The following is a 19,179-nucleotide window of genomic DNA, read 5'->3' as shown; positions in this document are numbered from 1 at the left end:
TTGGATTCCTCTACTGTTTTTTCTCAGTTTCTGTATCAATGGCTCAAACTATTGAAGAAGCTGATAAATTATATGAAGAAGAGAAGTTTTACGAGGCTTTTGAAATGTATCAAAAGATTTCAACTCGTAACATTTCATCATGCGTAATTCAATATAAAATTGGTCTTTGCTATTTCAACTCTCCTTTTAAACAAAAAGAAGCAATACACTATTTTAATTCAGTAATTAAAAATAGTTGTAATGACATTCCTTCTGAGAAATATTATTACTTGGCTTCTTTATTACACTTAGATGAAAAATACATTGAAGCAATTAATACCTACAATTTATATTTAGAAGAAACTGAAAATCAAATTCGTGATTTCAACGATATAAAACTTAGGATTAAGCAATGTGAAAATGGAATAAAAATGAAAGCTGATATGTCACAAAAAATGACAACAGCAATTATGGATATCCCAATAAATACTTCTTATGACGAATATGCTCCCATTATTTCAAAATTAGATAACTTCATTGTTTTTAGTTCTAAAAGACAAAGAGATAGTTTTAACTACGTTTACGGAGATAAATACACGTTCCTACCAAAAAATCTTCAGAGTACAGATAATGACATTTATTTATCGTACAGAAAAGGAATCCAATTTTCTCACCCCTACCCTCAATTTGAAGATAAATACAGACAAGCTTACCCTCTATTTATTCAAGATGGGAATTATATGTTATTATACATTGAACTTTTCTCCGATCAAGAAGGAAAGGGAAATATTTACGAGACGAGAGTAAAAAAGGGACGTTGGCTAAAACCTAAAAAACTAAATAATAAGATCAATTCTAGTTTTGATGAAAAAGGAGCATTCATTGCCAATAATGGCTCTACAATTTACTTTTCAAGTAACAGACCAAATGGCTTCGGAGGGTTTGATATCTACAAAGCAATTCGCGTAGGTAAAGATGATTGGTCTAAACCAATTAATCTTGGACCAACTATAAACAGCGAAAATGATGAAGTTTTTCCTTTTGTTCATAATGACAACAAAACTCTTTATTACGCTACGAATGGAGTGTTATCAATAGGAGGTTTTGATATTGTTTCTTCAATTAAAGAAGGTGCAACTTGGAGTACTCCTTTTAATTTAGGAAAAGAGATTAACACCCCTTATAATGAATATCAATTCTCTCAAATTCCAAGTAAAAGATATTCATACTTTGCCTCTGACAGACAAAATAAACAATCTGTAGGTGGTTTTGATATCTACAATGTGTTTAAACCTGTACACAAAATGAAAAGAGCAATTGTTACAGGTACAATTCAAGTTAAAAAGGATGGAAATAAGCTACCTCTTCAACTAAAAGTAAAAGACAGTAATAATATTACATACCGAAAATATGTGTATGATCCATCTATAGAATCAGATAAGTTTTTCATGATTCTATTCCCAGGTAAAAACTACTCTATTACTATTGCTTCAGAAGATATCGACCTTTATACTATAAATATTGATTTACCAAAAGACACTTATAGGTATCAGTTAGATAAGTCATTTACAATAAACGACATAACAGTACTGAATAAAGTTGTTGGGTTTGATGTACAACCTCAATCCACTCAATTTGAAATAACAACTTTTGATGAAATTGACAATCAAACAAAAGAAGAAAGTACAGACGCTAGATACGATGCACTACTCATGCTAATGGAAATGATTGTAGATAGAACAGATAAAGATGGTTTAGCATCTTTAAATGCATTAGATGATCCATTTTTAGACACATCATTATCTAATGTAAATAATAATGACCCCGACCCCTATTATACCCCTTTATTAGATCTTATTGAAAAAGCTTTTAATGAAGGAAACTCAAACTTACTTACTACTTTAGATAGTGTAAGAGGAGATTCAGGAGATAAGATTGTTAAACTTCCAAATAATACCGCTAATCCAAAAAGTATATTAGAACAACGTTATTATTTTGCTGATGATGATTTTGATATCACATCTGAAAATAAAAAAACATTGAAAGAAATAGCTGAATTCTTAAAATCGAGAGATGATATAGAATTACATGTTAATTGGTTTTCAAAAAAAGGAAGTGATGAAATAAAAAATCAAGATACCATTACACAAATGAGAATGAATTCAATTCTCAATTACCTTTCTGTTAGTGGTGTATCTCAATGGAAAATCAAAAAGAAAGAACTACTTTACAAAACTTCTGCAGATGAAGCATGTATCCTTTTATCTGTAAGCATAAAATAAAAATTTGAAAGTATTTGATATACATATCACTCGCTATTTAAAGCCTTATATTCTTGTAATAATGTTCATTACTTTATTTCAAGTAGATACCTATGCTCAATTTGATGAATACGAACGTAAGGCTGGAATGATTAATACTTTTGCCAAATTTGTGAATTGGCCATCACAAGCTTTTAAAGAAGACAATAGCCTTGTTCTAGGCATTTTAGGTGATGACCCTTTTGGTGACGTTATTGATAATATGTTCCGTAATAGGTATGTAAAGGGCAGAGTATGGAAGATTAAAAGAGCACAAACTATAAAAGAACTAAAAGGTTCACATATTGTTTTTATATCTAAAGGATTTACCTCTTCTCAAGTAAAATCTTTTTTAGAGGAGATTTATGATAGGAATAATTCATTTGTCTTGACGATAGGTGATAATATTCCTAACTTCTGTAAAAATGGTGGCATTATTAATTTAACACCAAATGGTTTATACACTTTAAACCTTTATTCAGCAAATACTGCCCAGCTTACAATTGATGTAAAGTTATTGAACTTAGCAAGTGATATAATTCCATATGACCCAGATTAAAAGAATATTATCTCAATCTTTAAGATATAAACTGATTGCAATAATCATGTTTGTAAGTCTTATCGCTTCCTCTTTTTCTACAATTCTATTTTGTGCTTATGATTTTGATCAATACAAGCAAAAATACATTGATGATACTAAGCAATTAGCAAAAATTATTGGCGATAATAATGACGCTTCAGTAGAATTACAACAGTACATCCCTGCCCAAAGAAACTTATCTGAATTATTAGCTGATAACACACAGATTACAACAGGTGCAATATTTGATAAAGAGCAACGCTTATTTGCATTTTACAGTCTTAAGGCAATATCACTTGCAAAAAAAGATTCTATATTAAACCTTAAAAACCTCACTTTAGATAAAGATTGGCAACTATCTCACGCCAATACTATTCCCTCCTACTCACAGAACGATACAAATTTTTCACTTATAGAAAATATTTTACAAATTTATGTAAGTACTTTCGATGAAAATGGACGTATTAATACAGTTTATTTAGAAGCTGATCTAAATACAATTTGGGACCGATTAACCACTTATCTTATCATGTTTACTATAATTGTTAGTAGCGTGTTATTATTTGTTGCAATGTTGTCAGTTCCTCTACAAAGTAGTATTTCAAAACCTATACTTGATTTAGAAAAAACAGCACATATCATCTCAAAAAAGAAAGATTATTCAATAAGGATAAATGATAAAAGAGAAGATGAAATTGGCTTATTGATAGATGCATTTAATGAAATGTTGTCTAAAATTGAGCTCCAAAATGAATCATTAATTCATGCAAAAGAAGTGGCTGAATCTTCAGCAAAAGCCAAACAAGATTTCTTAGCTAATATGTCTCATGAAATTAGAACTCCAATAAATGGGGTTATGGGAATGGCTGAATTATTAAATGATACCTTACTTAACGATGAACAATATCATTTATTAAAAGTTTTAAGGGGCTCTGCCGATCATTTATTGGTTGTAATAAATGACATACTTGATATTTCTAAAATTGAATCAGGCAAGCTAGAATTTGAGAAAAAAGAAATTCAAGTATATGATACATTATCAAGTATTATAGAAACACATAAAGTTGAAACAGATAAAAAAGGATTAAATACTATTTTAGATATTGCTAAAGATGTACCTAAATATGTAATTGGTGATCCTGTACGTTTAAAACAAATACTTATAAACTTGTACTCAAACGCTGTTAAATTTACATTCAATGGTAGTATCATTATAGCAGTTGTAAAAGTCGAAAACAATCAGAATAAGCTTACTCTTAGATTTTCCGTTAAAGACTCTGGTATAGGCATAGAAAAAGAAAAACTAGGTAGTATTTTTGATAGTTTTACACAAGCAAGTAATGAAACAACACGTAAATTTGGTGGAACAGGACTAGGTCTAAGTATATCAAAACAACTTGTTGAGCTTCAAGGAGGTAAATTACATCTAGAAAGTACTCCTAATCTAGGAAGTACATTTTATTTTGAAATTACTTTTGATGAATTTATAGAAAAGAATTTAACCCCTCCTCAAATAACTAAAGCCAAAAAAACATCTACAATTAAACCTACTTCAATTACCAAAAGTATTCTACTTGTAGAAGATAATGAGGTAAACCAAATGTTGGTACTTCGTCTACTTAAAAAATGGGGATACAAATCTGATGTTGCTGATAATGGTTTAATTGCACTCAAGAAATTAAAAGAACATAAATATGATTTAATTTTGATGGATGTACATATGCCCGAAATGGACGGCTATACGGCTACAAAAAAAATACGTACTGAGTTTGAAGAACCTTTGAAATCAATTCCTATAATTGCAATGACTGCTTCTGCCTTAAAAGGTGAATTTGAAAGATGTAAAGAAGCAGGAATGAATGATTATATTTCGAAACCTTTCAAAAAAGACAACCTAGAAGAGAAAGTTCGATCTCATACAAATTGATTATTTTAAGAAATTTTCTAATTAGCGAATAAACATTCACTTAATCCTGCTTTAATACCTATTGTTCTAAAAAAAATTGAGCTGCTAGTTCATAACCTTTCAACCCTAATCCTGCAATCGTACCCACACAATTTTTTGCCATATAGCTTGTGTGTCTAAAGGCTTCTCTAGCATGAACATTACTTATGTGTACCTCAATTACAGGAGTCTCTACACCAGCAATCGCATCTGCAATAGCCACAGAAGTATGTGTGTAAGCACCTGCATTTAAGACAATTCCATCATAATCAAACCCATATTCATGAATAATATCTACTAATGTCCCTTCATGATTACTTTGTTTGTACACCATATCAACATCAGGATATTTTGAAGTTAATTGATCAAAATATTCTTCAAAACTTGTATTACCATAAATTGTAGGTTCACGTTTACCCAATAGATTTAAATTAGGTCCGTTTAAAATTAATAGCTTCATATTCTATTATTATTATTAAATTAGTGTTGTTATAACAATTTAATCCGTTTGTTTTTTAACAATCGAAAATTCATTTTAATAATCTAACCATATTATGTTTATCCCAAGTATGCTTCTTAAGCAGCTTTATACTAGAGGCAGCCTAAACAACACAGAAAGAGGAATTGAGTTTTCAATCAAAAATAGACTCAAAGATGCTGAAATAAAAGAACTTCTTCATATAAAAATTGATGGTAAAGAAGTTGACTTATCTAAGGTTGTTTTTAATACTAACGAAGAGAAAGAAATTTATTCTTCTACAATAACAAAAGACAATAGATTGTCTTTCCCTCTTAGAAAAACTTTACACCTAGAAGTTCTAGATCACCCACAATTAGCAGTTGAAAAACACGATGTGGAAGTTTCTGTTAAAGCTTCCCCTTTTGGCACTTTAAAATTCTCTGTTACTGATTCAATCTCTACAGAAAAAGACAATGAAGTCAAGGTACCAAGAGATGATATGGATGATTACGGCGAAGAAATTATTAAAACAAGGCAAAAATTTGTTGAAGATTTTTCAGGAGCTAAAGTAAATCATATTGGCAAATATTCTATAGACCCTCATGAGCTTAATGGTAATATTGAACACTTTACAGGTGTTGCTCAAATACCAATGGGTTTTGCTGGCCCTGTAAAGATTAATGGTGAACATGCTATCGGTGATTTTATGGTACCAATGGCAACAACAGAAGGTACTCTTGTTGCTTCTTACAATAGAGGTATGAAAATAGCAAACCTTTGTGGTGGTATTAAAGTATCTGTTGTTGATGATGCCATGCAAAGAGCTCCTGTTTTTGAATTTGAAGATGCTAGAGGTGCTCGTGACTTTGTTACATGGGTAAAATTAAACTTTAAGAAAATTAAAGAAGAGGCAGAAAGTACATCATCTATTGCTGATTTAGTTTATATCGACCACTTCCTTTCTAATAAGTTTGCCTTTTTACGTTTTAACTTTAAAACTGGAGATGCTGCAGGCCAAAACATGGTAGGTAGAGCAACTTTTGCTGCATGTAGTTGGATTTTAGATCAATACATGGGGATCAAGAACTTTTTCTTAGAATCTAATTTTGCGACAGACAAGAAAGCATCTCAAATTAATATTATGCGTACACGTGGTAAACGTGTTACAGCTGAGATTACTCTAAAAAAGGAAGTTCTTCAGCAGTATATGCGCGTTGATCCTGAACAATTAGATCATCATGCTAGAATTTCAGCAATTGGTTCTTTCTTATCAGGAGTAAACAATACAGGTTTACATTCTCCAAATGGTATTACAGCAATGTTTATTGCTACTGGTCAAGATGTTGCCAATGTATCAGAATCTAGTGCAGGTATTATTTATACAGAACTTACTAAGACTGGAGATTTGTATTTTTCAATCACTATACCATCTCTAATTATTGCAACATATGGCGGTGGTACTGGTATTGGTACACAAAAAGAAAGCTTAGAGTTAATGAATTGCTACGGTAAAGGCAAAGCATATAAATTTGCTGAAATTGTTGCTGGTGTTGTTTTAGCTGGCGAAATATCTCTAGCTTCTGCTATATCTTCTTCTGATTGGGTGAGTTCTCATGAACAATACGGTAGAAATAGATAGTTAAAGCAATTAATTTATATAAAAGAAGAAGCACTTCGGATAATATTCTGAAGTGCTTCTTTTTTGTAACTATATTTTATTAATAATGAAATGATTCTTTAGAACATTCTTAAAGAATCTCTACCTTCATCTTTATTGTCATCTTGTTTTTTATCATCTCCAGAAGTTATCTGATCAACAGGATCATCTTGAGAGGTAAGTTTGGCATCTGTAACCTTATCATATGGCAGTTTATTTCCTAAAGCTTTCCACCCTTTCACTTCTACAAATTCCTTAAGATTTACATGTTTCTTCTCTCGTTTTCTACCATTGGTGTATGTTAATTCAACCTCTGGAGATAATTGAGTAGTTACAAGTAATAATCTTGATGCGTTCGCCTCATTAATAAATTTGAAACGCTTGTTCATAGTAGATGTTTCTACATGGAAGCGTTTTATATAATACTGTCTATGGTTAGTATCATAATGTACAGCTGAAATTGCTTTATAAGGCAAGAATTTTTCAATTAGTACTACACGCTTTGCATCATATCTATGGATTACCTCATAATTGGTTAATTCATACTCTCCATCTTCATAGAAAACAATGATACGATCCTCGTCTTTAAATTTACCCAGATATTTACCATTAGAATCTTTATTTAATAATCCCACAGCTTCATCATACCAAAGATCAATAGCAGGTAAAGTTGAGATACCTTCTCTCTTAAGTGTAACTCGTCTAACAGGATATTTAGTAAGAATATTACCTTGAGAAGTACGTCCTTTTATTTCGAGATCAGCAAAATCATACTCAAAAGATTTAACTTTTGCAGAACAATTTGGAGATAGAGACACTCCTACAACTTCAGCCTCTCCATTTGGATTTGACGTAAAGTATAAGACCTTAGATTTTGGTGTTCCTTTCGTTACATTATATACTTTGTCTCTAGTAAAGCTTGATACTTGGAAACGCTTTACTCTAGTTACTCCAGTAGCACCATCAAGATAAATTGCATTAAATACCTTTCTCTCGTCCCCTTTAACATATACTTCAGCATGGAGGATACCTTTCCCTACAAACTTCTTTTCACCGATTTTAGTAATTTGGTACTCACCTGTGTTTCTATAAACAATAATATCATCGATATCAGAGCAATCCATTACTTCTTCTACCCCTTCTTCTTTTTTGAGATTATACCCAATAAACCCTTCTTTTTTATTTACATAAAGTTTAGCATTATTTGCGGCTACTTTAGATGCAAGAATGGTATCAAAAGTACTTAACTCAGTACAACGTTCGTGGTCCTTCCCATACTTTTTAAGTAGATTAATAAAGTAATCAATTGTGTACTCAATGATATTAGAAAGATTATATCTTACTAACTCTAATTCTTCTAATAAATTCTTTAATAATTCATCTGCTTTAAAAGCATCAAATTTTGAGATTCGCTTAATTTTTATTTCTGTTAAACGAATAATATCTTCTTCAGTAATTTCTCTGTAGAAACTAGGTTTATAAGGATCTAAACCTCTATCAATAGTTTCAATTACCGATTCCCATGTTTCACACTCCTCAATATCCCTATAGATTCTGTTTTCTATAAAGATTTTTTCTAATGAACTAAATAAGATTTTCTCTTGTAGTTCACCTTCCCTGATTTTTAATTCTGTTTCTAATAATTTGACAGTATGCTCTGTATCATTTCTAAGAATTTCTTCAACACCTAAGAAAACAGGTTTCTCATCAATAATAACACATGAGTTTGGAGAAATTGAGACTTCACAATCTGTGAATGCATATAAAGCTGCAATTGTTACATCTGGAGATTGACCACTTGCCAATTGAATTTCAATTTCTACGTCTTTTGCTGTATTGTCAACTACTTTTTTAATTTTAATCTTTCCTTGATCATTTGCTTTGATCACTGAATCAATTAAACTTGAAGTTGTACAAGTATAAGGAATTTCCTTTATTAGAAGTGTTTTATTATCAGATGATTCAATCTTAGCTCTAAGACGGATTTTACCTCCTTTTAAACCATTATTATAGTTTGAACAATCTGCTAGCCCACCAGTTGGAAAATCAGGTAGTAGTTGTACTTTCTTATCCTTTAAAATGTCTATTGATGCTTTAATCAATTCTTTGACATTATGAGGCATAATCTTAGTTGCTAAACCTACCGCAATACCTTCTACTCCTTGTGCTAGTAGCAATGGGAATTTTACGGGTAAATTAATTGGTTCTCTTTTTCTTCCATCATAAGATAGTTGCCAATCTGTAGTTTTAGGATTGAATACTACTTCTAACGCAAACTTAGAAAGTCTAGCTTCTATATATCTTGGTGCTGCTGCACTATCACCTGTTCTTATATCACCCCAGTTACCTTGTGTTTCTATCAGAAGTTCTTTCTGACCAAGATTTACGATTGCATCACCAATAGATGCATCACCGTGTGGATGAAACTGCATAGTAGAACCAATAATGTTGGCTACTTTATTAAAACGTCCATCATCTAGTTCCTTCATTGCATGAAGAATCCTTCTTTGAACAGGCTTTAACCCGTCATAAATACTAGGTACAGCTCTTTCTAAGATTACATATGATGCATAATCTAAGAACCAGTTCTGATACATACCATCTATGTGAACTACATTACTATCTCTATGTTCTGAATTATTTGTTGATTGCTCGTTTTCCACGTTACTCCTCTAATTGACGCTAAAAAAATGCGAATTACACAAAAATATAGATTTGTAGGTATCATACAAATGAATTTGATCATTCGTGTGAAATCTACGTGTTATTATTATGATTTTTTACGAAAATGTACAATTTCATAACAAAAACACACTGAAGTCTAAATTAAAATTTGAAATGTTTATAAAATCACTAACATTTACAGTAGCATTGATTAATATTTCCACATTCATCACCTAATCTCAGTTTAATATACAAATAAAAGACCATAATTATCACTATTGTCAGTAAATCTGGGTTCTACTAAAGTTTAGTTTTGAAGAAATAAAATAAATTAGAGCTTAAAAAGCGAAATGAACCAATAAGCCAAATTGGATGTGTTAATTTTGCTATTAACGAAATTAAGCACAAAAAAAGGGAGAATACATTGTGTAAACTCCCTTCTTTATGCAAAGAAAAATAATTATGAAATCATTCCTGCTGCAACTGTTTCATTAGTTTCTTTATCAATTAAGATTAAGCTACCTGTTGCTCTGTTCTTTTTATATTTATCAACAAAAATTGGAGATTCAGTAGTGATTACCACTTTACCAATTTCATTCATTTTAAGTTCAGTTGTTTCGCTGATATTTTGCATCGTATTAATATCTAGCTTTTCATCAATAGACTTTATTTCAGCATTTACCTCATTAGAAGTGTGGCGTAAAATATAAGTTGCTCCTGCCTTTAGAGAATTTTGGTTCATCCAACATAAAGTAGCAGTAATTTCAGTTGCTTTTTCTGGTAGATTATCAGCTTTCACTAACATATCTCCTCTTTCAACTGTAATATTATCTTCTAAAGTCAATACCACAGACATTGGAGGAAATGCTTCTTCCAATTTACCATCCATTGTTTCAATAGATTTGATTGTAGATTTTGCTCCTGAAGGTAATGCAACTACTGCATCTCCTACTTTAAGAATACCACCATCTACTCTACCCGCAAATCCTTTAAACTCAGATTTTTCAGGAGTGATAACTCTTTGAACAGGAAAACGACCATTTACTAGATCATGATCTTCGTCAATCTCAACTGCTTCAAGATTACTCAATAATGCACCACCTTTATACCAAGGAGTTCTTTCTGAGTCATCAACAACATTATCTCCTTTTAATGCCGAAATTGGTATAAAACGAATATCTTCGATACCAATTTTATCAGACATTGCTAAGAAATCTGTTTTGATTTTATTGAATTGCTCTTCAGAATAATCAACTAAATCCATTTTGTTAACAGCAACAACAATGTGTTTAATTTTTAATAAAGAAGCAATAAAAGTATGACGTCTTGTTTGTTCAATAACACCATTTCTAGCATCAACTAAAACAATAGCCAAGTTTGCTGTAGATGCACCCGTAACCATATTTCTAGTATACTGAATATGACCAGGTGTATCAGCAATAATAAATTTTCGCTTAGGTGTAGCAAAATATCTATAAGCAACATCAATTGTAATTCCTTGCTCTCTTTCGGCTTTTAAACCATCTGTAAGAAGAGCTAAGTTTACATTCTCGTCACCACGTGATTTACTTGATTTTTCGATCGCTTCTAATTGATCTTCGAAGATAGACTTTGTGTCATACATCAAACGACCAATTAAAGTACTTTTACCATCATCTACACTACCTGCTGTAGTGAAACGTAGTAAATCCATATCCATATACGATTGATCAACTGCAGCTGCATTGTCCTCTCTCTTAATACTTGGATTATTTAATACTGATTCGCTCATAGTTGTAGATTGTTTAGAAGTAACCTTGTAATTTTCTTTCCTCCATTGCTGCTTCAGATCGTTTATCGTCAGATCTGTTTCCTCTCTCTGTAGTTCTAGAAGAAGCTACTTCTTGGATAATTCCAGCTAAATCGTCGGCATCAGAAAGTACTGCACCAGTACATGTCATGTCACCTAAAGTACGGTAGCGAATTAAACGTTCTTCGTACTTCTCATCTTTTAATAGAGTATTCCAAGGAGACTCCGCTAACAAGATTCCATTACGTTCTACAACTGGTCTCTTATGTGCAAAATAGATAGATGGTAAAGCAATTTTCTCTAAAGCGATATATTGCCAAACATCCATTTCCGTCCAATTTGAAATTGGGAAAATACGGAAATGCTCATCTTCGTTATAATGTCCATTATATAACGTCCATAATTCAGGACGTTGGTTTTTAGGATTCCACTGCCCAAATTCATCACGGTGAGAGAAGAAACGTTCTTTAGCTCTTGCTTTTTCCTCATCTCTACGTCCACCACCAAAGGCAGCATCCACTTTATATTCTTCTAAAGTTTCTAAAAGAGTAATTGCTTGTAAACCATTTCTAGAAGGGTTTACTCCTCTTTCTTCCACAGCAGTTCCTTTATCAATAGATCCTTGAACAGACCCAACGATTAAATCAAGATCATATTCTTCTACTAACCAATCTCTATAATCAATTGCTTCTGGAAAGTTATGTCCAGTATCTACATGAATTAATGGAAATGGTACTTTATCAGGCCAGAAAGCTTTTCTAGCTAAATGTAACATCACAATAGAGTCTTTTCCTCCTGAAAAGAGCATCGCTGGACGCTCAAATTGCGCCACAACTTCTCTGAAAACATATATCGCTTCAGATTCTAGTTGTTTAAGGTGTGTCAGTGTATGAGACTGCATTCTTTTGTTAATTAATTATTCTGATAATTTAATTACTGGCAAAACAGCTTCTACAAGTTGTTTTAAACTTTCTTCCAGGCTTTGCTTGTCCGTAGGAATACGTACAAATGGATTTGCAGGAATATCGAATGGAGAATCTAAACCTGTAAAGTTTTTAATTTCTCCTGCCAATGCTTTTTTATATAAACCTTTTACATCGCGTTCCGCACACACTTCAAAAGGACAATCAATATGTACTTGATAAAAATCTTCTTTACCTATAATATCTTGAGCTGCTTCTCTAATTTCTTCAGTTGGACTGATTAAAGAACAGATAGTTACTATACCTGCTGATGCAAATAACTTAGATACTTCTGCAGAACGACGAACGTTTTCCATTCTATCTTCTTCAGAGAAACCTAAATTACTGTTTACTCCAGTTCTTAGATTATCTCCATCTAGTAGCATAGTAAAATACCCTAAGTCATTTAAAGCAAACTCTAATGCTCTTGCCAATGTACTTTTTCCAGAACCAGATAAACCAGTCATCCACAAAACAATTCCGTTTTGTTTTAATAATTCTTCCTTTTTTTCTCTTGATAAAAGAGAGTTGAAAATAGGATGAATATTTGTAGCTTCGCTCATATCTTTAATTACTTAAGAGTAAGAAATGTTATTAACTCTATTACCCTATATATTTAATAGGCAAATATAGAGTAAGTGATTTTGATTACAAAGATTTTCAAAAAAAATTGATTATTACATTATCAAAATGATAATTTTAGATCCATTTTGATAAAATATTTCAATTTATTAACCATTTAAAGTTAAAGAAACAAATATTTAAAATGAAGATTCAAGAAGAATTAGAATCACTCATTCTATTATTAGATAGTAATAAAATTGTATCTACTTTTACTTTTGATAAAGTGATCTCTCCATATCAATGGTTAAATATACCTGAATATGCTGTTTCTATACATTATATATGCCCTTCAGAAAAAACTAAACATTGGCATTCACCTACTTCTTTAATTGATTTCCCCCCCACTTTGAATGGTAATCACATAATTCACTTGTGGCAAGATACATGGCTAAATCATAAGGCTGCTTGTATATCTAGAATAATGGGTGCTTTAGGAAGATCAGAAGTTATATATGCACGAAAACTGACAACAAAAAGAATTGATATTCATACATTAAATGACTTCTTAAAAGAAAATCACACTAACCTTCCTACAACTGCAAAAATTAAATTTGGCCTTTATTTAGAAAATGAGCTTTATGCTGTTGCTTCTTTTAGTGGAAAAAGAAAAATGAATAACAGAGATGGATTGGTACATCAATCATATGAACTTATAAGATATTGCAATAAAAATGGTACTACAGTTATTGGCGGTTTAGGAAAATTACTTAAACATTTTATTGTTGAATATTCTCCGGATGATATTATGACATACACCGATTCTGATTGGTCTAATGGAATAAGCTTTGAAAAACTTGGATTTAAATTATTAGAACAAACAACTGCATTCACTTTTTATTGGAATTGCAATGAAAAATGTAAGTTTACTAAAGAGGAAATGGGCGATTTTCCGATTTACAATAATGGAAGTAATAAGTTTATACTCAACTTAAATACGATTAACGTTTAAAATTTATACGTTTAAGATTAGTTTCTTATATTTCCACCCTATTACTTACTTTCCCACTAGCTCTGGTACATCTATCCAAATGAATAATTTTTACACACTTATTTTTCTTCTTTATTTAAGTTCTCTTTCCGTTTGTGTTGGACAACAGGCTAATGTCGATGATTTGAAGGTTCAGTTAGCTAATGCATCAGAAGATCAAAAGGCTGATATTCTAATGGAACTGATGTGGGAATCTAGGGATCTCAATCCAGATGATGCAATTAAATACGGAGAAGAAATATTAAAAATTACAGAGAATAGTAAAACTTATTCTAAAAGACCTAAAGTACTTAACCTTATAGGCGTTGCCTGTAGAAATAAAGGGAATTATACGCTAGCACTTGATTATTATAAACAAGCATTGTTACAAGCTGACATATCTAATGATACTGTTCAAAAAGGATATGCCTACATCAATATAGGGCAGTTATACCATTTTCAAGGAAACCAATATAAAGCGCTTAAAAACATGAAAGAAGCTTTGTTGGTAAGTAACAAAATCAACGATTTAGAAATGTCTGGGTATTGTTATATGAATTTAGGTGATATTCAACTTAGTAATGGACATTATGAATTGGCTTTAGAAAACTATAAAAGGTCACTAGTAGTTAGAGATAAGACTAATAATATACAAGGAAGAGCTGCAACATTAAAAAGTATTGGTGATGCTTATTTAGCTGCTGGAAACCCATTTTATGCTAGAAATGAATTTCAGAGAGCACTAAAACTAAGTGAAGATATCGATTACAATAGTATTCAATATTCTTGTAAAGCAGCCATTGGTGACACCTATTTTTACAGCTCTGAAGATAGTTTAGATGATGCTCTTAGAAATTATCAAGAAGCATATACAGGATTTGTAAAACTAAAATCACCTTTACAACAAGCAAAAGTCTTAGAGAAAATTGCAAAAGTTTATCTTGCCCAAAACAGACTAACAAGAGCAATCCAATTTGCTGACAAAGGTTTAAAAATTGCTGAAGATCTACCTGCACTACAAGAAGCGTTGTTATTAACATCTATACTTTCTAATGCTTATGAAAAAAGAGGTGATATTCATAATCAAAACAAGTACCTTAAAAAACAACTTTACTACCTCTACCTTTATCAAGATGCTGAACAAGCTAGAAAAACTCAGATGTTAGAAAATTCTATTCAGATGGCATCAAAAGAAAAAGAAATTGATGAATTACATCAGAATAATACTTTAGCTAAAACTAAAATTAAAAATCAAGAGTATTTTATTATTGCCTTTTTTATTCTTTTACTTCTTTTAGGGGCTGTAATCTATCTTATAAATAATAAGAGAAAACGTATTCATGAGTTTAGCATTAAATTAAAAGAGAAGGCAAAGGAAATCAATCAACAAAAAGTAATAATTGATCAAAAGGCAATTGAAGAACATGAACTAAACATGCAACTTGTAGAGAAAAATAAGGAATTGGAAAACAGCCTTAATCAAACACAAATGATGCATAAACAGTTAGAAAAGTCTGAAAAATTAGCTTTAGTGGGTCAAATGATGGCTGTAGTTGCACATGAAATTAACAATCCCACTAACTTTATTTCGAACAATATCACACCAATTAGTGAGAATTTAAAAGAAGTTTTTGAAATAATTAAAGATCAAGATGTTGCCAATAAAGAAGAAGTTTTAGAAGATATTGAAGAGTCTATATTATTACTAGAAGGAATTGAAGATGGTGTAAAAAGAATTATAGAAATCTCATCAGATTTAAAAAATGTTGTAAGAAATAACAACGGACATGCTTTACCTTTTAATGTAAATGACAACCTTGAAAATGTAACAAATCTTATCTACAAAAAATACAAATATGATGAGATAGAAGTTATTAAAGAATATCAATCTGACCTTCCTGAAATAACATGTTTAGGAGGTAAAATTTCTCAAGTATTTATTAATCTTATTGATAATGCATTCCAAGCTGTAAAAGAAAACAGCACAGATATTAAGACAATTACAATAAATACGGAGTTAAGAAAGAAAAATATTTGTATTAGTATTAGCGATACTGGTGGTGGAATTAAAGATGCAGACCACCTCTTTGAGGCTTTTTACACTACTAAGAAAGAAGGGCTTGGTATTGGTCTAATGATTTGTAAACGTATTGTACAAAAACATAATGGCTCATTAGGTGCTTTTAATAACCAAAAAGGAGGAGCTACATTTACAGTGCAACTCCCCCTTGAATATATTGAGAAAAATGACTAATACGCCATTTTCTTTTCTATTAGTTGAATCAAAATATGGATAATTTTAATATGAATTTCTTGAATTCTGTCTGCAAAACCAAAGTGAGGCACTCGAATTTCAACATCTGCTAAACCAGCCATTTTCCCTCCATCTTTACCAGTTAATGCTACTACCTTAATCCCTTTATTATGGGCAACTTCAATTGCATTAATAATATTCTGAGAATTTCCACTTGTACTAATCGCAAAAAGGACATCATCCTTACGCCCAACACCTTCTAAATATCGCGAAAACACATATTCAAACCCATAATCGTTACTTACACAAGAAATATGACTAGGATCGGAAATGGCAATAGCACCTAAAGAAGGTCTATCTTCTCTATATCTGCCCGTTAACTCTTCTGCAAAATGCATGGCATCACAATGGGAACCTCCATTTCCACAAGACATTACTTTACCCTCATTTTTAAAAGACGATACAATTAAATCTGAAGCTTTATCAATAGCCTCTATATTTTTTTCATCTGATAAAAAACGATTGAGAACTTCAGCAGCTTCTTTTAACTCCCCTACTATCAATAATTTATGTTCAGCCATTTTTTCCTTAATTTTTAAAGCAGAAAAGTACAATAACAATTTGTTTAACGCTATGCTAAATTCTAAAAAAAAATATTAATTTTACATAAATTAACGGAATTAATATTTTAATAACTCAATAATGGAATTACAAGACTTATCAGAATTCCAAACAGAAGCAATGCATATTGTAACTGTTTATGGTTTCAAAGTCGTACAAGCATTAGCTTGTTTAATCATCGGTTTCTATATCGCAAATAAAATTGGAGATGTAGTAGCTAGTCAAGTAAAAAAGAAATCTAATAACAATCACGCCTTAATTGACTTTATTGTCTCTCTAACCAAGATTACGCTAAAAGTAATTATTATGGTTACAGCAATAGGAATGGCAGGAGTAGAAACTACTTCATTTATTGCTATGTTAGGTTCTGCAGGTTTAGCTATTGGTTTAGCACTTCAAGGATCACTTGCAAACGTTGCTGGAGGAGCACTTGTACTTACTTTACGTCCCTTCAAAAAAGGAGAATTAATTGAAGCACAAGGTCACTTAGGTACAGTAGAAGATATTGGTTTATTTGCTACAACAATCAAAACTCCACATAGAAGACATATATTTATTCCAAACGGTGCATTAGCTGGAGGAGTAATTAAAAACTATACAAGAGAAGGTTTTGTACGTTGCGATGTACCTATCGGTATTGCTTATGATGCAGACATTAAAAAAACTCGTGACGTGCTTTTAAATATTGCAAACAACGACAAAAGGGTTTTAAGAGACCCTGAAGAGCCAGTAGTTTGGGTAGTAAACCTAGGAGATAGCTCTGTAGATCTTCAATTAAGAGTACATATTAGTGTTGATGATTATTGGAACTTCTTATTTGAAACAACAGAAGCTGCTAAACTTGCTCTAGATGACAATGGTATTGAAATTCCATTCCCACAGAGAGTTGTGCATATGAAACAATCATAATTACAGCAATAAAAAGCTTTACAAAGAGCTGTTTCCTCTAGGGAGCAGCTTTTTTTTATTCATTTTATTTTTTTTACTGTTCTTTATTTAGAATTAATCCAATTTAACTTATATTGCATCATTAAGTAGAATTAATCTAAATAAAAGCAATATGAATTTACAAGATCCAATATTCAGAAGTGCAACTAGTAATCGTTTACTAGAAATGTTGAATATGAACGATTCTAGTTTTTCTGATGACACTCCATGTAAAAAGAAAGACTGTTGTAAAAAATATAAGAGAAAAGGAAAGCATTGTAAAAAATGTCCAAAAATTTAATCTAATAATATACTTTACCTCTCTATTAAGCAGTTCAATTGACAAAGATTGATTATCTTTGCATCGATATACTAATCGAAGATTTATTGAAAAATGCTTACAACAGAGCTTAAAGATAGAGCAGATCAATTGGGTTTCATTGATGTAATGGAGAATAATCCTGTTGATCTCAAAAAAGAGATAACACGCTTAAAAGAAGAGAAAAATGCTGTCTTCTTAGCCCATTATTATCAAGATGCAGAAATTCAAGATCTTGCTGACTTTGTTGGTGATAGTTTGGCCTTAGCACAAAAAGCTGCGGATACTGATGCTGATATTATATTATTTGCAGGTGTTCATTTTATGGCTGAAACAGCAAAAATTATTAATCCTCAAAAGAAGGTAATCCTACCTGATTTTAAAGCAGGCTGCTCTTTAGCAGAAGCTGCTCCTCCAAAAGAATTTTCTGAGTTTGTAAAAGCTCACCCTGATTATACTGTAGTTACTTATATTAATTCGTCTGCAGAAGTAAAAGCTTATACAGATATAACTGTTACTTCTACAAATGCATTAAAAATTATAAATAGTTTACCTGAAGACGAGAAAATCATTTTTGCTCCCGATAGAAATTTGGGTAAGTATATCATGAAAGAAACAGGTAGAGATATGTTATTATGGGACGGAGCTTGTGTAGTGCATGAAGCATTTGCATTAGAGAAAATCCTTGACCTACATAAAGAATATCCTCACGCTAAGATTATAGCTCACCCAGAATCTGAAATGCCTTTATTAAAAGTTGCTGCTTTTGTAGGATCTACTGCTGCACTTTTAAAATTTGTTCAAGAAGATGACGCTGATGCTTACATTGTAGCTACAGAAGCCGGAATTCTACATAAAATGAGAGAAGCAGTTCCTCATAAGAATTTAATTCCAGCACCATCAAAAGAAGATAATACATGTGCATGTTCTGAATGTCACTTCATGAAAATGAATACCTTAGAAAAAGTGTACAATTGTTTAAAATATGAATATCCTGAAGTTGATGTTGAAGAAGACATTCGATTAAAAGCGATCGGTTCAATTGAAAGAATGTTTGAATTATCATAATTAGTAAAAGCTGTTTCATACCAATAAGGTCAGAAACAGCTTTTTTATTCATCAGCTCACATC

General features: G+C 31.4%; 15 protein-coding genes. 9 read left to right on the top strand and 6 right to left on the bottom strand.

The genetic code is table 11. The annotated features are described in order from the left end of the window. Positions 1 to 38: 38 nt before the first annotated feature. The 3 genes from KM029_RS00310 (at position 39) to KM029_RS00300 (ending at position 4,786) form a co-directional block, all read left to right on the top strand. Positions 39 to 2,261, top strand: a complete 2,223-nt coding sequence (locus KM029_RS00310) for a PD40 domain-containing protein (RefSeq protein WP_144074809.1) — start codon at positions 39 to 41, stop codon at positions 2,259 to 2,261. A gap of 61 nt (positions 2,262 to 2,322) precedes the next feature. Beyond that, positions 2,323 to 2,838 carry a YfiR family protein gene (locus tag KM029_RS00305; protein WP_144074808.1) on the top strand — a complete coding sequence of 172 codons (516 nt, stop codon included), beginning with the start codon at positions 2,323 to 2,325 and terminating at the stop codon, positions 2,836 to 2,838. Between the two features lie 46 nt (positions 2,839 to 2,884). After that, positions 2,885 to 4,786, top strand: coding sequence for a response regulator (locus KM029_RS00300; RefSeq protein ID WP_158631113.1), 1,902 nt, complete (start codon positions 2,885 to 2,887; stop codon positions 4,784 to 4,786). A gap of 58 nt (positions 4,787 to 4,844) precedes the next feature. On the opposite strand, the gene aroQ is transcribed toward KM029_RS00300, so the two are convergent. Continuing rightward, positions 4,845 to 5,264, bottom strand: a complete 420-nt coding sequence (gene aroQ, locus KM029_RS00295; RefSeq protein WP_144074806.1) for a type II 3-dehydroquinate dehydratase — start codon at positions 5,262 to 5,264, stop codon at positions 4,845 to 4,847. Between the two features lie 94 nt (positions 5,265 to 5,358). On the opposite strand from aroQ, the gene KM029_RS00290 reads away from it, so the two are divergent. Continuing rightward, positions 5,359 to 6,903, top strand: a complete 1,545-nt coding sequence (locus tag KM029_RS00290; protein WP_144074805.1) for a hydroxymethylglutaryl-CoA reductase — start codon at positions 5,359 to 5,361, stop codon at positions 6,901 to 6,903. Between the two features lie 98 nt (positions 6,904 to 7,001). Here the strand turns inward: KM029_RS00290 and KM029_RS00285 are convergent, their stop codons facing one another. From KM029_RS00285 to cysC, 4 genes are all read right to left on the bottom strand, one after another. Continuing rightward, on the bottom strand, positions 7,002 to 9,584 hold the full coding sequence (locus tag KM029_RS00285; protein WP_144074804.1) for a DNA gyrase/topoisomerase IV subunit A: 2,583 nt from the start codon (positions 9,582 to 9,584) through the stop codon (positions 7,002 to 7,004). 461 nt (positions 9,585 to 10,045) lie between these two features. Further along, positions 10,046 to 11,356: a sulfate adenylyltransferase subunit CysN gene (cysN, locus tag KM029_RS00280; protein ID WP_144074803.1), complete on the bottom strand. Its 1,311-nt coding sequence runs from the start codon at positions 11,354 to 11,356 to the stop codon at positions 10,046 to 10,048. 13 nt (positions 11,357 to 11,369) lie between these two features. Continuing rightward, a complete protein-coding gene (cysD, locus tag KM029_RS00275; RefSeq protein WP_126614258.1) occupies positions 11,370 to 12,275 on the bottom strand; it encodes a sulfate adenylyltransferase subunit CysD in 906 nt (301 codons plus the stop codon). 15 nt (positions 12,276 to 12,290) lie between these two features. After that, positions 12,291 to 12,899, bottom strand: coding sequence for an adenylyl-sulfate kinase (gene cysC / locus KM029_RS00270; RefSeq protein ID WP_144074802.1), 609 nt, complete (start codon positions 12,897 to 12,899; stop codon positions 12,291 to 12,293). 203 nt (positions 12,900 to 13,102) lie between these two features. On the opposite strand from cysC, the gene KM029_RS00265 reads away from it, so the two are divergent. After that, positions 13,103 to 13,909 carry a hypothetical protein gene (locus KM029_RS00265; protein WP_144074801.1) on the top strand — a complete coding sequence of 269 codons (807 nt, stop codon included), beginning with the start codon at positions 13,103 to 13,105 and terminating at the stop codon, positions 13,907 to 13,909. Positions 13,910 to 13,988: 79 nt separating this feature from the next. Then, positions 13,989 to 16,181 (top strand): tetratricopeptide repeat protein, encoded by a 2,193-nt coding sequence (locus KM029_RS00260; RefSeq protein ID WP_144074800.1) that lies wholly within the window; start codon positions 13,989 to 13,991, stop codon positions 16,179 to 16,181. Here the strand turns inward: KM029_RS00260 and lpcA are convergent. Further along, a complete protein-coding gene (lpcA, locus tag KM029_RS00255; RefSeq protein ID WP_144074799.1) occupies positions 16,178 to 16,762 on the bottom strand; it encodes a D-sedoheptulose 7-phosphate isomerase in 585 nt (194 codons plus the stop codon). The two genes, KM029_RS00260 and lpcA, sit on opposite strands and share 4 nt — an antisense overlap. Before the next feature lie 121 nt (positions 16,763 to 16,883). Here lpcA and KM029_RS00250 point away from each other — a divergent pair, with 121 nt between their 5' ends. The 3 genes from KM029_RS00250 to nadA all read left to right on the top strand — a co-directional run bounded on the left by KM029_RS00250 (position 16,884) and on the right by nadA (position 19,116). After that, complete coding sequence (locus KM029_RS00250; protein WP_144074798.1) at positions 16,884 to 17,711, top strand: mechanosensitive ion channel family protein; 828 nt, start codon at positions 16,884 to 16,886, stop codon at positions 17,709 to 17,711. Positions 17,712 to 17,862: 151 nt separating this feature from the next. Next, positions 17,863 to 18,030: a hypothetical protein gene (locus KM029_RS00245; protein WP_158631112.1), complete on the top strand. Its 168-nt coding sequence runs from the start codon at positions 17,863 to 17,865 to the stop codon at positions 18,028 to 18,030. A gap of 93 nt (positions 18,031 to 18,123) precedes the next feature. Continuing rightward, positions 18,124 to 19,116: a quinolinate synthase NadA gene (gene nadA, locus KM029_RS00240; RefSeq protein WP_144074797.1), complete on the top strand. Its 993-nt coding sequence runs from the start codon at positions 18,124 to 18,126 to the stop codon at positions 19,114 to 19,116. The last annotated feature ends 63 nt before the right edge of the window (positions 19,117 to 19,179 follow it).

Source organism: Flammeovirga kamogawensis (assembly GCF_018736065.1).
In the GTDB taxonomy this organism is placed as follows: domain Bacteria; phylum Bacteroidota; class Bacteroidia; order Cytophagales; family Flammeovirgaceae; genus Flammeovirga; species Flammeovirga kamogawensis.
The sequence above is the reverse complement of the archived record's forward strand: the minus strand, read 5'-3'. Positions and strand labels throughout refer to the sequence as shown.